The 14361-nt window shown below is 62.7% G+C and carries 12 protein-coding genes; 5 read left to right on the forward strand and 7 right to left on the reverse strand.

All coding sequences use genetic code 11. The annotated features are described in order from the left end of the window. Positions 1 to 846: a bifunctional methylenetetrahydrofolate dehydrogenase/methenyltetrahydrofolate cyclohydrolase FolD gene (gene folD, locus H597_RS0108585; RefSeq protein WP_028101775.1), complete on the reverse strand. Its 846-nt coding sequence runs from the start codon at positions 844 to 846 to the stop codon at positions 1 to 3. Between the two features lie 89 nt (positions 847 to 935). Between folD and H597_RS0108590 the strand changes: the two genes are divergently transcribed. Beyond that, the gene (locus tag H597_RS0108590; protein WP_035373563.1) at positions 936 to 1670 is read left to right on the forward strand and encodes an AAA family ATPase; all 735 of its coding nucleotides are present in this window, start codon (positions 936 to 938) and stop codon (positions 1668 to 1670) included. Here H597_RS0108590 and H597_RS0108595 read toward each other — a convergent pair. Further along, entirely contained in the window at positions 1636 to 2460 is an 825-nt protein-coding gene (locus H597_RS0108595; protein WP_028101777.1) for a DUF2071 domain-containing protein, read from the reverse strand. The two genes, H597_RS0108590 and H597_RS0108595, sit on opposite strands and share 35 nt — an antisense overlap. A gap of 70 nt (positions 2461 to 2530) precedes the next feature. Beyond that, positions 2531 to 4261, reverse strand: a complete 1731-nt coding sequence (locus tag H597_RS0108600; protein WP_028101778.1) for a methyl-accepting chemotaxis protein — start codon at positions 4259 to 4261, stop codon at positions 2531 to 2533. A 130-nt stretch (positions 4262 to 4391) separates the two neighbouring features. Here H597_RS0108600 and H597_RS0108605 point away from each other — a divergent pair, with 130 nt between their 5' ends. Beyond that, the gene (locus tag H597_RS0108605) at positions 4392 to 5270 is read left to right on the forward strand and encodes a transporter substrate-binding domain-containing protein (protein WP_154668024.1); all 879 of its coding nucleotides are present in this window, start codon (positions 4392 to 4394) and stop codon (positions 5268 to 5270) included. A 62-nt stretch (positions 5271 to 5332) separates the two neighbouring features. On the opposite strand, the gene H597_RS30255 is transcribed toward H597_RS0108605, so the two are convergent. Continuing rightward, positions 5333 to 6415: a hypothetical protein gene (locus H597_RS30255; protein WP_051293632.1), complete on the reverse strand. Its 1083-nt coding sequence runs from the start codon at positions 6413 to 6415 to the stop codon at positions 5333 to 5335. Positions 6416 to 6642: 227 nt separating this feature from the next. On the opposite strand from H597_RS30255, the gene aceE reads away from it, so the two are divergent. Genes aceE through lpdA form a run of 3 tightly spaced genes read left to right on the forward strand, consistent with a single transcriptional unit; the run spans position 6643 to position 12814 of the window. Continuing rightward, on the forward strand, positions 6643 to 9339 hold the full coding sequence (aceE, locus tag H597_RS0108615) for a pyruvate dehydrogenase (acetyl-transferring), homodimeric type (protein ID WP_028101780.1): 2697 nt from the start codon (positions 6643 to 6645) through the stop codon (positions 9337 to 9339). 21 nt (positions 9340 to 9360) lie between these two features. Then, positions 9361 to 11016 (forward strand): dihydrolipoyllysine-residue acetyltransferase, encoded by a 1656-nt coding sequence (gene aceF / locus H597_RS0108620; RefSeq protein ID WP_028101781.1) that lies wholly within the window; start codon positions 9361 to 9363, stop codon positions 11014 to 11016. 10 nt (positions 11017 to 11026) lie between these two features. Continuing rightward, a complete protein-coding gene (gene lpdA, locus H597_RS0108625) occupies positions 11027 to 12814 on the forward strand; it encodes a dihydrolipoyl dehydrogenase (RefSeq protein WP_028101782.1) in 1788 nt (595 codons plus the stop codon). Between the two features lie 51 nt (positions 12815 to 12865). Here the strand turns inward: lpdA and H597_RS0108630 are convergent, their stop codons facing one another. The 3 genes from H597_RS0108630 to H597_RS0108640 all read right to left on the reverse strand — a co-directional run bounded on the left by H597_RS0108630 (position 12866) and on the right by H597_RS0108640 (position 14282). Next, positions 12866 to 13594 carry a transposase gene (locus tag H597_RS0108630; protein ID WP_028101783.1) on the reverse strand — a complete coding sequence of 243 codons (729 nt, stop codon included), beginning with the start codon at positions 13592 to 13594 and terminating at the stop codon, positions 12866 to 12868. 104 nt (positions 13595 to 13698) lie between these two features. Then, positions 13699 to 14004, reverse strand: a complete 306-nt coding sequence (locus H597_RS30260; protein WP_051293633.1) for a DUF3144 domain-containing protein — start codon at positions 14002 to 14004, stop codon at positions 13699 to 13701. 95 nt (positions 14005 to 14099) lie between these two features. Next, on the reverse strand, positions 14100 to 14282 hold the full coding sequence (locus H597_RS0108640) for a hypothetical protein (RefSeq protein ID WP_028101784.1): 183 nt from the start codon (positions 14280 to 14282) through the stop codon (positions 14100 to 14102). Positions 14283 to 14361: the final 79 nt, after the last annotated feature.

Raw genomic sequence — 14361 nt, forward strand, 5'->3', positions numbered from 1 at the left:
TTAAGCGCGCTCCGCCGACTCGATAGTATTCATCAGCAGCATGGTAATGGTCATCGGACCCACGCCGCCCGGCACCGGGGTGATATGCGACGCCACGTCCTTGATGCCGGCAAAGTCCACATCGCCGCACAGCTTGCCGTTCTCGTCGCGGTTGATGCCGACGTCGATCACGATAGCGCCCGGTTTCACCATATCAGCAGTCAGGGTGTTGCGGCGGCCGGTTGCCGCCACCACGATGTCCGCCTGGCGGGTGTGGTAGCCCAGCTCCGCCGTGCCGCTATGGCAGATGGTGACGGTTGCATTGGCTTGCAAGAGCAGCAGGCCCATTGGCTTGCCGACGGTGTTGGAACGGCCGATCACGACAGCGTGCTTGCCCTTCAGGTTGACGCCGGTCGATTCGATCAGCTTCATGCAGCCGTAAGGGGTGCAAGGCAGGAAGCCTTCCAACCCTGTCATCAGCTCGCCGGCGCTCAGCACCGAGTAGCCGTCCACGTCCTTGCTGGTGGCGATGGCTTCGATCACCTTGTGCGGGTCGATGTGCTTGGGCAGCGGCATTTGCACCAGGATGCCGTGGATGCCCGGATCGGCATTCAGGGTGGCGATGCGCTCGAGCAGGGCCTGCTGGCTCATGTCTGCAGCGTACTGCTCTTTCACGGAGCGGATGCCGGCGTCTTCGCAAGCCTTGACCTTGTTGCGCACGTAGACGTGGCTGGCCGGGTCGTCGCCGACCAGGATCACGGCCAGGCCTGGCTGCTTGCCTTTGGCGGTCAATGCGGCGGCGCGGGAAGCGATTTCGGCGCGCAGTTTGTGGGAGAGCGCTACTCCGTCGATCAGTTGTGCAGACATGATTGCATGGATTGGTGGAATGGAAAGACGCCATTATAAATGCTGGCGGCCTTGTGCTGCACCGCACATGATTGTACGATTGTCAACAAATGATCTCGACACAGTACCTGATTGACGTCCAGCTGCATCCCGACAAGCAGCCTGATTTCTCGGCCTATCCCTTTTGCCTGCCCGCCGTGCGCCACCTTGGCAAACTCGCATTCGACCCGGCCGTCACGTTCATCGTCGGCGAAAACGGCTCGGGCAAGTCGACCTTGCTGGAGGGCCTGGCGATTGCGCTGGGCTTTAACGCGGAAGGCGGCAGCAAGAATTTCGGCTTCAGCACCCATGCGTCGCACTCTTGCCTGCATGAGTTCCTGCGCATTGCGCGCGGCGTGCGCATGCCCCAAGACGGCTTTTTTCTGCGGGCGGAAAGCTTCTTCAACGTCGCAACCCAGGTCGAGCGGCTTGGCGTCAGCGGCTATGGCGAAAAATCGCTGCATGAACAATCGCATGGAGAGTCGTTCATGGCACTTCTGCAAAACCGATTCCGCGGCAAGGGGCTTTATATTCTGGATGAGCCGGAAGCGGCGTTGTCGCCGCAACGTCAATTGAGCGCCCTGGCGCGCATCCATCAATTAGTGCAAGCGGGATCGCAATTTGTGATTGCGACGCATTCGCCAATCCTGATGGCTTACCCCGAGGCCTCCATTTATGTCTGCAGCGACCAAGGCATCCGCCAGCGCGCCTACGAAGACACCGAGCACTATGAAGTCATGCATGACTTCATGGCCAACCCGCGCCGCATGCTCAAGACGCTGCTAGAGACTCCGAAAGAACCCTGAAGCGCACGCGCGGAACGGCGAAGCAGAAGGGCGGTCCGGCATCCGCGCCGGCCATCGGACACGTGACCGAGCCTGCCGCCAGCGGCAGCACTTCATCGAGTTCGATCGGCAGGCTGATGTCCGAAACCGCCATGCGCCCCAGCGCCGCCACTTCAATCATGGCCGTATGCTGGCAAGCGAGGAAATTGACCGCTTCCTCCCAGCTTGCGAAGGCGCCAGCCAGGCTGGCCGGCAGGACGCGCTGGTTGGATACGCTGGCATGGGCCTCCAGCCGGGGAGCGCTGCCTTCGCCGGGGGCGATAATGGTGGAGAAGCGGTCGCCATCGCGCTCATGCAGGAAGCGGGCCGGCAAATGCGTCGGCAGGATATCGCTGAACATGCGCGTACCCAGCGCATGCAGCGTGCTGCTCATGACATTGCGCACAAAATACACCTTGCCCGGCTCTTCAAGGTAGAAGCGCCAATTGCTTTGCAGGGGCGACGGCAGCAGCCGGCGCGCCGGTCCCGCCAGCGCCGGGCCGAAGTTGCCGTGACGGTAGGTCAGGACGCTGAAAGGCGTCAGCCCATTGCGCTGCCACAGGCGCACGCCTGGCGGAACCATGGCCTGCGCGGTGGCGGCATCCATCATCCACGTCAGGTAGACGACATCGCGCACATCGCTTTCCAGCACCAGGAAAGGGAGGCGCGAAAGCACGGCGCGGCGCGCATGCGCAAAGCTGCGGGAATTGGCCAGGCGGGCCAGCAGGCGGCCGGGAAAGCCGGGGGTCGGGTGGACGTATTCATTGCTCATATCGCGCTATGATAGGCGAACGCGCTGCAGGCGGACAACGCCCCCGGCTGGCCGCTGCGCCGTGCGCGCCTTAGAATTCTTCCCAATCGTCGCCGCTCGCAGGCGCTTTCTTGCTGGCGCCCGTGGAAGCCTGGGCGGCAGGCACGGCCCGCAGCGGCGCCTTCCTGGCCGGGGCTTTAGCGGCGGCCGCAGGCCTGACTGCCGCCATGGCGCGCGGTGCGGCCGCCGCCGGCCGCGTGGCGCCGTTGACCTTGAAGACGCTGACCGCCTCCACCAGGCCTTGCGCCTGCTCCTGCAAGGCGCCGGCCGCCGCCGCGGCTTCTTCCACCAGCGACGCATTCTGCTGCGTCACGTCGTCCATCTGGATGATGGCCTGGTTGACCTGTGCGATCCCGGTGGATTGCTCCACGCTGGCCGCGGTGATGTCGCCGATGATGGCGCTGACATGTTTTACGCTGTCCACCACCTCATTCATGATGGTCCCCGCCTGGTCCACCAGCTGGCTGCCGGCATGGACCCGCTCCACCGAGGCGTCGATCAGTGCCTTGATTTCCTTCGCCGCCGCCGCGCTGCGCTGGGCCAGGCTGCGCACTTCCGACGCCACCACGGCGAAGCCGCGGCCCTGCTCCCCGGCGCGCGCCGCTTCCACCGCGGCATTCAGCGCCAGGATATTGGTCTGGAAGGCGATGCCGTCGATAACGCTGATGATGTCCACGATCTTGGTGGACGACGCATTGATCTCGCCCATGGTGGCCACCACCTGGGTCACGATGTCGCCGCCGCGCTCGGCGACCTGGGTGGCCGATCCGGCCAGGGTGTTGGCCTGGCGCGCGTTCTCGGCGTTTTGCTGCACGGTGCTGGTCAGTTCCTCCATCGAGGACGCGGTTTCTTCCAACGAGCTGGCCTGCTGCTCGGTGCGCGAGGACAGGTCCAGGTTGCCGTTTGCGATTTGGGTCGAGGCGGTGGCGATGGCGTCGGTCCCGGCACGCACGCGGCCGACAATGCCTTCAAGGCTGCCGCGCATATCCTTCAAGGCTTGCAGCAGCTGGCCTGTCTCATCGCGCGACAGGACTTTGATGTCGTGGGTCAGGTCGCCCGAGGCCACCGTCTGCGCCGCCTCGACAGCCGCCTGGATCGGCACCGTGACGCTGCGTGTGGTAATCCAGGCCACCACCAGGCCGACGGCGATCGCCGCGGCGGTGATGGCGATCATCCAGCCGCGGGCCGAGCTATACACGGATTCGGCGGCTGCAATGGCTTCCTGGTTCAGCTTGTCTTCAAAGACGATCAAGTCGCTGATCTCGTCCAGCCACTTTTTCTGGGCCGGTCGCACCTGCGTTAACAGCGCGGCGGTCGCTTCCTCGTTCTTGTTGGCCAGGCCCAGCTCGGTCACCTTGCGCAAAGGCGGCAGGGTCGCCTGTTCGGCCGCCTTGATTTTTTCCATGGCCTGTTTTTCGTGCTCGGTGGTGGCGGCGAGGCTGTCGAACATCTGGCGCAACTTGCCCTCCGCCTCGGCGTAAGCGGCTGTGGCCTTGTCGATGCGGGCCGCTTCCGGTTTCATCGCTTCGGTATCGTCCAGCAATATGATATTGCGGTTGGCGATGCCGCGTTCGGTAATCGAGTCGCGCATCTTGACCAGCAACTGCATTTCCACGTTATTGACCTTGGCGATGTCGAGCAGGCGGTCCTGGATCTGCCCCATGCGAATAATCCCCATGACGGCCATCATGACCACGAGCAACATCAGGATCAGGAAACCGCCCCCGATGCGCGCCCCAATTTTGAGATTACGGAAAGACATGGCGTTTCTCCTTGTTGTGCCAGGGAAGTGACTATTAACAAGATATACTTCCGTTAGGAAGGCGGCAATGCGTGGCTGCTTATCAGGCAGCGAATAGCAACACTGGCGATGACGGGCAATTATGAGATGCTTGCGTGCAATTTTCGTGCTATTGCTGGCCGTTTGCCGGCCTGCCCAGGCGGTGGACGCCGTGCTCTTCGACCGTGCGGCATCGGCGGCCGACTTGCGCCGCGAATATTCGAAGGCCCTGTTGCAGCTGGTGATGGAGCGCACGGTGCCGGAGTTCGGCCCCTACACAATCGACTACGCGGACGCCCATATGGAGCGGGCGCGCATGCTGGAGGCGCTCAAGGACGGCAAGCTGATCAACGTTACCGCCTATCCCGCCGACGCCAAATGGCTCAAATCGCTGAGTTATGTGCCGGTGCCGACCGATATGGGGCTTCTGGGCTGGCGCATCGCCCTGATCGACGGCAGGCAGCAGGCGCGCATGCGTAAGTTGACGCTGCCGGGCGAGCTGAAAGCGCTGACCGCGGGCGTTGGAGCGTCCTGGGTCACGCGCGCCTCGCTGCAGGACAACGGCTTCCGCTATGTCACCGGCAGCAACTACTTGGGACTGTTCGATATGCTGATGGCTGGCCGCTTCGACTACTTCCCGCGCGGCGTCAATGAGATCTTCGACGAGTATGACCAGCGCAAGACCGCCTTCCCGCAGCTCGCCATCGAGGACAGCTTTGTCCTGCATGACCACATCCCGACGCTGTTTTTCGTCTCGCCCCAGCAACCGCGCTTGCGCAAGCGGCTGGTGGCCGGCATGGAAGCGATGCTGAAAGACGGCACGCTGGAGCGCTTTGTGCTTGAACACCACCGTAGCCACCTGCAGCGCGCCAGGCTGTGCCAGCGCCGTCGGATCGAGCTGCCGAACCGTATCATCGACCCGGCCATGGTGGCCCGCAAGGAACTCTGGCTCGACCCCTTCAGTCCGAGCCTGGGACTGTGCGCGAAGTAGGGGGGGGGCAGGGTTCGCCGGCCCCGGAGCAGGAAATTAAGCGGGTAGCGGTACGGCTGCTCTCAGGTGGGCATGCTGTAGCGAGGCAGGGCGAGCGACAAGGTATAGGGGACGAGCCCTCCGTCACGCAATTCCAGCTTGCCGTTCAGGCCATTGAGCAGCTGGCCCGCCACCGCCAGTGCCGGATGCTGGACCAGCGAATCGTTGGGGCGGCTGGGGCACACGATATCGATCAGGATGCGCTTGCCGTTGGCATAGGCATGCATATGGATTTGTTCGCCAGCATGGCTGAATTGGAAAGCAGCCTGCAGCAGTCCCGCCAAAGCCGCCTGCAAGGTCTCGTGGCCGCCCTTGATCGCCAGGCTGGGGTCGACATCGGACAAGGTCAGCTTGAGCGACAGGCTGGCTGCCACCGGCTCGACGGTATGCAGCAGCTGCATCATGAACTCGCGCAGCGAAAGCAATTCCAGCAAGTCGCTGGAAGAATCCTTGTGCTCCGCGTATTCCAGCATATCTTCCACCAGGCGCCCCAGGCTTTGCAGGCTGCGCTCCAGGATGGTGCCTGTGGTGCCGCCCAGCGTCAGCTCGCGCGACTTGATCGCGGCCACGGCCAGCGTTGCGGTGCCAAGCTGGTTGCGCAATTCATTGGCGATCGCTCCCAGCCGCTGGCTTTCATCGTCGGCCTGGAGACTGGCCAGGTCGCTGTCGTGCTGGTAGGTGAATTCGCTCACCGCGTTGGCAACGGCATTGTCCAGGCAACGGTTCAGCAGCCGGTATTCTTCGACGGCAAAGCTCAAGCCTTGCTGAATCGCCCGCTCCACGATGGCGTGGCACATGTCGCCATAGCTGTGTACCACGTCGTTCACATTGAAGCCCAGACGCTCCATCTCCTTGCCGTGCTCGGTCGCTGAGGTGCCGATATCGAAGTGGGTGGGAATGCCGACAGTGCTGCCCGCGATTGCGTCGTCGGCGTGGGTACTGCTGGTCGCCAGTTCGACTTTGAGCGACTCGATCAGTTTGTCGAGGAAAAAGGCAATGGCCTCGTCGGTGCGGTCATCGGTGGAGGTCTGGCTGCGCACTATGCGGTATGCCTTGCAGCGGTCCAGCAGCCAACTGCGGTTTTCTGATAGGAATTCGTAAAACATGGCGCCCCCTCGTTTGTTCAATGTCAGGCTACTACCGGTTACAGCGCGCACGATTGACCTGGCTCAAAATCTCGATATTTCACATTGCGAAATCTTCTTTCGTAATTTGAAAAACAACGGATTCGCTGATAGAATCCTTCACACTTAGCCAAAGTCTTAGTAAATAATCACCAGCACCGTCCGGAGCACAGGGTGGGGCGCCTTCAAATCGATAGGAGACTAGTTACATGTCAGCTCAACTTGACCAGGTCACGGCACAAACGGCCACAGATCCTGACGCACAGGAAACCAAAGAATGGCTGGAGGCCTTGGAAGCCGTCCTGGAAAACGAAGGCCCTGAGCGCGCCCACTACCTGATGGAGCGGCTGGTCGACCTGGCCCGCCGCCGCGGCGCCGACATCCCGTTCTCCGCCAACACCGCCTACGTCAACACCATCCCCGCCCACAAAGAAGTCCACTGCCCAGGCAACCTGGAATATGAAGAGCGCCTGCGCTCGTGGATGCGCTGGAACGCGATGGCGATGGTGGTCAAGGCCAACCGCGCCGACGGCGACTTGGGCGGCCACCTGTCCTCCTTCGCCTCGCTGGCGAACATGCTGGGCATCGGCTTTAACCACTTCTGGAAAGCCGAGAGCGAAACCCATGGCGGCGACCTGCTGTACATTCAGGGCCACTCGTCCCCGGGCGTCTACGCGCGCGCTTTCCTGGAAGGCCGCCTGAGCGAAGAACAACTGCTGAACTTCCGCCGCGAAGTGGACGGTAAAGGCCTGTCCTCCTACCCGCACCCGAAACTGATGCCGGAATTCTGGCAATTCCCGACCGTGTCCATGGGCCTGGGCCCGCTGATGGCGATTTACCAGGCGCGCTTCCTGAAGTACCTGCACGCGCGCGGCATCGCCAATACCGAAGGCCGCAAAGTCTGGGCTTTCTGCGGCGACGGCGAAATGGACGAACCGGAATCGATGGGCGCGATCGGCATGGCTGCCCGCGAACAGCTGGACAACCTGAACATCGTGGTCAACTGTAACCTGCAGCGCCTGGACGGTCCGGTGCGCGGCAACGGCAAGATCATCCAGGAGCTGGAAGCGGACTTCCGCGGCGCCGGCTGGAACGTCATCAAGGTCATCTGGGGCCCGGGCTGGGACAACCTGCTGGCCCAGGACAAGGACGGCATCCTGCAGCGCGTCATGATGGAAACCGTGGACGGCGAATACCAGAACTATAAGGCCAAGGACGGCGCCTACGTGCGCAAGCACTTCTTCGGCAAGCATCCGAAGCTGCTGGAAATGGTCGCCAACATGTCCGACGACGACATCTGGCGCCTGACCCGCGGCGGCCACGATCCGCACAAGATCTACGCCGCGTTCAAGCAGGCCAACGAATCGGTCGGTAAGCCAACCGTGCTGCTGGTGAAGACCGTCAAGGGCTTCGGCATGGGCAAGTCCGGCGAAGCGCGCAACACCGCGCACCAGACCAAGAAGCTGGACGACGAGGCCATCCGCGAAATGCGCGACCGCTTCAACATCCCGATCCCGGACGACCAGCTGAAGGACATCCCGTTCTTCAAGCCGTCCGACGACGCGCCTGAAATGAAGTACCTGCACGAACGCCGCAAGGCGCTGGGCGGCTATCTGCCGTCGCGCCGCACCAAGGCCGACGAGAAGCTGGTGGTGCCGGGCCTGGACGCCTTCAAGGCCGTGACCGACCCGACCCCGGAAGGCCGCGAGATCTCCACCACCCAGGCGTATGTGCGTATCATCACGGCCCTGCTGCGCGACCAGTCCCTGGGCCAGCGCGTGGTGCCGATCCTGGTTGACGAGTCCCGTACCTTCGGTATGGAAGGCCTGTTCCGCCAGATCGGTATCTTCAACCAGCAAGGCCAGTTGTACGAGCCGGTCGACAAGGACCAGGTGATGTACTACCGCGAAGACAAGGCCGGCCAGATCCTGCAGGAAGGCATTAACGAAGCGGGCGGCATGAGCTCGTGGATCGCCGCGGCGACCTCGTACTCGAGCAACAACCGCGTGATGATCCCGTTCTTCACCTACTACTCGATGTTCGGCCTGCAGCGCGTTGGCGACCTGGCGTGGGCGGCGGGCGATATGCGCGCCCGCGGCTTCCTGATGGCGGGCACCGCCGGCCGCACCACCCTGAACGGCGAAGGCCTGCAGCACGAAGATGGCCACAGCCATATCGTTGCAGCCACCATCCCGAACTGCGTGCCGTACGACCCGACCTTCGGCCACGAACTGGCCGTGATCATCCAGGACGGCCTGCGCCGCATGGTGGGCGAGCAGGAAGACGTGTTCTACTACATCACGATCATGAACGAGAACTATGCCCACCCGGGCCTGAAGCCAGGCCAGGAAGAGGGTATTCTGAAGGGCATGTACCTGCTGCAGGAGGGCGACAAGGCCGCCAAGCAGCGCGTGCAGCTGGTCGGCTCGGGCACCATCCTGCGCGAATCCATCTTTGCGGCGGAACTGTTGAAGAACGACTGGAATATCGCCGCCGACGTCTGGTCCGCACCGTCGCTGACCCTGGTGGCGCGCGATGGCGCCGACTGCGACCGCTGGAACATGGTCAACCCGACCAAGGAACAGCGCGTGCCGTACGTGACCGGCCTGCTGAAGGACACCGCCGGCCCGATCGTCGCCACCACCGACTACATGCGTGCATTTGCCGACCAGATTCGTCCATACATGCCTGCCGGCCGTACCTACAAGGTGCTGGGCACCGACGGCTTTGGCCGTTCCGACAGCCGCGCCAAGCTGCGCGAGTTCTTCGAGGTGAACCGTTACTACATCACCGTCGCATCCCTGCGCGCCCTGGCGGACGAAGGCAAGATCGCGATGTCGGTGGTGGAAGACGCCATCAAGAAGTACGGCATCGACCCGAACAAGCCAAATCCGGTGACCCAATAAATAGAAGACGGAGCAAACACTATGAGTATGGTTGAAGTGAAAGTCCCGGATATCGGCGATTTCAAGGAAGTTGAAGTCATCGAACTGATGGTCAAGGTGGGTGACACGATCAAGGTCGACCAGTCGCTGGTGACCGTCGAGTCGGACAAGGCATCGATGGAGATCCCTTCGTCGCAAGCCGGTGTCGTCAAGGAGATCAAGGTGAAGGTCGGCGACAAGGTGGCGGAAGGTTCGCTGCTGCTGATCGTTGAAGCCTCCGGCGCCGCCGCCGCACCGGCTGCCGCCGCCGCTCCTGCCGCCGTCCCTGCACCCGCCCCTGCGCCTGCCGCCGCTGCGCCGGCCGCTGCGCCTGCAGCCGCCGCCGGCCCGGTTGAAGTGAAAGTCCCGGACATTGGCGACTTCAAGGAAGTTGAAGTCATCGAAGTGCTGGTCAAGGTTGGCGACACCATCGCCAAGGACCAGTCCCTGGTGACGGTCGAATCCGACAAGGCCTCCATGGAAATCCCATCGTCGCACGCCGGTGTGGTGAAAGAAGTGAAGGTCAAGGTAGGCGACAAGGTTGCCGAAGGCTCGCTGGTGCTGATCGTCGACGCCGTTGGTGGCGCGGCGCCCGCGCCTGCGCCCGCCGCCGCGCCCGCACCGGCGCCTGCCGCAGCGCCTGCGGCAGCGTCGACTCCGGTCGCAGCAGCGCCGGCCGCAGCAGCGCCGGCCGCATCCGCACCTGCCGCACCTGCGGTCAATGGCAAGCTGGCCCATGCCTCCCCGTCCGTCCGCAAGTTCGCCCGCGAGCTGGGCGTGGATGTGGCCCGCGTTGGCGGCACCGGCCAAAAAGGCCGTGTGACCCAGCTCGACGTGCAGAACTACGTGAAGGGCATCGTGTCCGGCGCGGTCGCGGCACCCGCCGCGGCGCCGGCAGCCGGTGGCGGCGCAGGCCTGAACCTGCTGCCATGGCCGTCGCTGGACTTCAGCAAGTTCGGCGAAACCGAATTGTCCCCGCTGCCGCGCATCAAGAAGATTTCCGGCCCGAACCTGCACCGCAACTGGGTGATGATCCCGCATGTGACGCAGTTCGAAGACGCCGACATCACCGACCTGGAGCAGTTCCGCGTCGACAGCAACAACGCCAATGCCAAGAACAAGGATGCCGTCAAGCTCACCATGCTGGCGTTCGTGATCAAGGCCTCCGTGACCGCGCTGAAGAAATTCCCGACCTTCAATTCGTCCCTGGACGAGAAGGGCGAGAACCTGATCCTGAAGAAGTACTACAACATCGGCTTCGCCGCCGACACGCCGCAAGGCCTGGTGGTGCCGGTGGTGAAGAACGCCGACCAGAAGTCGGTCACCCAGATCGCCAAGGAAATGGGCGAGCTGTCGCTGGCCGCGCGCGAAGGCAAGCTGAAGCCGACCGATATGCAGGGCGCCTGTTTCACCATTTCCTCGCTGGGCGGCATCGGCGGAACCGCCTTCACCCCGATCGTGAACGCACCGGAAGTGGCCATTCTCGGCCTGTCCAAGTCCTCCATGAAGCCGGTATGGGACGGCAAGCAGTTCGTGCCGCGCCTGATGCTGCCGCTGTCGCTGTCCTACGACCACCGCGTGGTCGACGGCGCGTCCGGTGCCCGCTTCGCTGCATACCTGGCCGAAGTGCTGGCCGATATGCGCAAGATTCTGCTGTAAGGAGGCCGCGATGATCGAAGTTAAAGTACCGAACATCGGCGACTTCAAGGATGTTGAAGTGATCGAGCTGCTGGTCAAGGTTGGCGATACCGTCAAGGTCGACCAATCGCTGGCGACCGTCGAATCCGACAAGGCATCGATGGAGATTCCATCGACCCACGCTGGCGTGATCAAAGAGCTCAAGATCAAAGTTGGCGACAAAGTGAACGAAGGCTCCGCGCTGATGGTGCTGGAAGAAGCCGCCGGCGCCGCTGCCCCGGCCCCAGCGGCTGCTGCACCCGCAGCACCCGCCGCCGCCCCGGCGCCAGCCGCCGCAGCGCCGGCACCGGCCGCTCCTGCGCTCGCTCCGCAAGCTGGCGGCTATGCCGGCCAAGTGGACGTCACCTGCGACATGATGGTCCTGGGCGGCGGCCCTGGCGGCTACTCCGCCGCCTTCCGTTCTGCGGACCTGGGCATGAACACCGTCCTGGTCGAGAAGTACGCGACCCTGGGTGGCGTCTGCCTGAACGTCGGCTGCATCCCATCGAAAGCCCTGCTGCACCTGGCGGCCGTGGTCGACGAAACCAGCCATATGGCCAAGAACGGCGTCACCTTCGCCAAGCCGACGATCGACATCGACCAGGTGCGCAGCTACAAGGAAGGCGTCATCAAGAAGATGACCACCGGCCTGGCCGGCATGGCCAAGATGCGCAAGGTGAACGTGGTGCAGGGCGTGGGCCAGTTCCTCAGCCCTAACCACATCGAAGTCACCGCAGCCGACGGCAGCAAGAAGGTTGTGCAGTTCAAGCAAGCCATCATCGCCGCTGGCTCCAGCGTGGTGAAGCTGCCCTTCGTCCCCGAAGACAAGCGTATCGTCGACAGCACCGGCGCGCTCGAACTGCGCTTCATGCCGAAGAAGATGCTGGTCATCGGCGGCGGCATCATCGGCCTGGAAATGGCCACCGTGTACAGCACCTTCGGCGCGCGCATCGACGTGGTCGAAATGATGGACGGCCTGATGCAGGGCGCCGACCGCGAAGCGGTGAAAGTCTGGCAGAAGTACAACGAGAAGCGCTTTGACCGCATCATGACCAAGACCAAGACCGTCGGCGTGGAAGCGCTGCCGGAAGGGATCAAGGTCACCTTCGAGGCCGCCGAAGCCGGCGCCACCGCACCGGAACCGCAGCTGTACGACATGGTCCTGGTAGCGGTCGGCCGCAGCCCGAACGGCAAGAAGCTCGCCGCCAACAAGGCAGGCGTCATCGTGACCGATCGCGGCTTCATCAACGTCGACAGCCAGATGCGCACCAACGTACCGCACATCTTCGCCATCGGCGATATCGTCGGCCAGCCGATGCTGGCGCACAAAGCCGTGCACGAAGCGCACGTCGCGGCGGAAGCCGCCCACGGCGAGAAAGCGCACTTCGATGCCAGGATCATTCCATCGGTGGCCTACACCGATCCGGAAGTGGCATGGGCCGGCATCACCGAAGACGAAGCGAAAGCCAAGGGCATCAAGGTCGAGAAGGGCCACTTCCCATGGGCCGCGAGCGGCCGCGCCGTTGCCAACGGCCGTGACGAAGGCTTCACCAAGCTGCTGTTCGATGCGGAAACCCACCGCATCATCGGCGGCACGATTGTCGGCACCCATGCCGGCGACATGATCGGTGAAATCGCCCTGGCGATCGAAATGGGCGCCGACGGCATCGACATCGGCAAGACGATCCACCCGCACCCGACCCTGGGCGAATCGATCGGCATGGCCGCCGAAGCCTACGAAGGCGTCTGCACCGACCTGCCGCCCCCACGCAAGCGCTAAAGCAACTTTTGTCCACCCCTGGGTCAGGAAGAAAGGTGGACAATTGTTTCCTTAACGCGCAGCTTCGGCTGCGCGTATTCTTTGTACCGTCTTGGTCGAGACCTTGAAATGCTCGGCTATCTGCGCGGGGCTGTGCAGACCCGCCCGCAGTGCTTCGGCGATCGCCTGCTGCTTCGCCTGCTTGCCGAAGGCCTGGGGCAGGGCGGGCGCCTTCAGTGGATCCTTCCCGCCCACTCCCGCGGCGACGAAATTGCAGTATGCCCGTATGCGCCCGGCATCATCCTCGCCGTGAAAGCGGTTTCGGATCGTTGCCGTATCCAGCCAAGCGGGCGGCGTGTCGAGTCCGGCGATTGCCCGGTAGCTGCTCCAGCGCCAATCCGCCGCGCAAGCCACCATGCCGGCGCGCACCGGATTCAGCGCGATATAGCGCGCCAGTTCGAGGAAGTGCGATTCGGCGTCCAGCAGCACCGAATGGAAGCGTCCCTGGAGCACATGCCCCGTCAGTCCATGCCGGACGTTGAAATTCTGCGAATACAGGCAATTCAGGAAATGCATTCCCTCGGACAGGTTCGGCCGTGGCGTCTGCAGCAGCAGATGGAAATGGTTCGGCATCTGGCCGTAGGCATGGCAGATGAAGCCGAAGCGCTCGGCCGTGCGTGCGAACAGCGCATGCCAAGTTGAATAGTCGTGCTCGTCGAGATAGATGTTCGCCTTGCGGTTGCCACGCGAGGTCACATGGTAGAAGGCGCCTGGGAAGAGGGGGCGTGGCGGTCGGCTCATTCACCGACGATATCACCTTGGTAATGCAAGGGGCTGATCTAGATCAGAGCGGCATGGGGAGGAAGAAAAATGTCCACTTTTCTTCCTGACCCCAGGAGGGACAATTATTTCTTGGTGAACTGCTCGGTGTATTCGGCCCAGTTGTCGTCAAACATCTTGTTGAACTGGTCGATGAAGTAGGCCTTCGCTTCTTCTTTCTTGCCTTTGAAGGTTTCCAGGTCCGGCTGGGCGCGGGCTACCAAGTAGGCGTTGTAGCGGGCGGCGGCAAACAACAGGCTGGCGCCAACCAGTTGTGGCGCGCCGACATTGCTGTTTTCGTGGGCATTGGCCAGGGCGATGTAGGCGTCGACGTTTTCGAAGAACTTCTGGTTGTCGTTCTGTTGCTGCTGCTGGGTTGCTTGTTCGCTCATGTTTCACTACCAAAAATTGATACTAGGGGTGGGCATCGTGACACATCGGGCGCTTTGCCGCAATAAAAAACCGGGCAATTGGCCCGGTTTGTTGTTTAGCTCGCTATGAATCGTTCCGGAATTTCAATGCCGCCGCTACTGGCCGCTTCCGCATAGGCCCGCAGTTCTTTGATCGCCGCATCCAGGTGCTCCTTGCTGGGGTTTTCCTGGAAACCTTTGATGCGCTCGTTGAGCGTCGCGATTTTCCTGCTCCATTCGAGCCGGTCGACCTTGCTCATACAACCTCCCACTTTAATTTTGGTTCTTGAGAAGGCCAGTATCCGGCAGCTGGCCGACGGGCCACCGTGCGCTAGCGCA

Origin of the sequence: Pseudoduganella violaceinigra DSM 15887 (assembly GCF_000425385.1) — a bacterium.
GTDB lineage: Bacteria > Pseudomonadota > Gammaproteobacteria > Burkholderiales > Burkholderiaceae_D > Rugamonas > Rugamonas violaceinigra.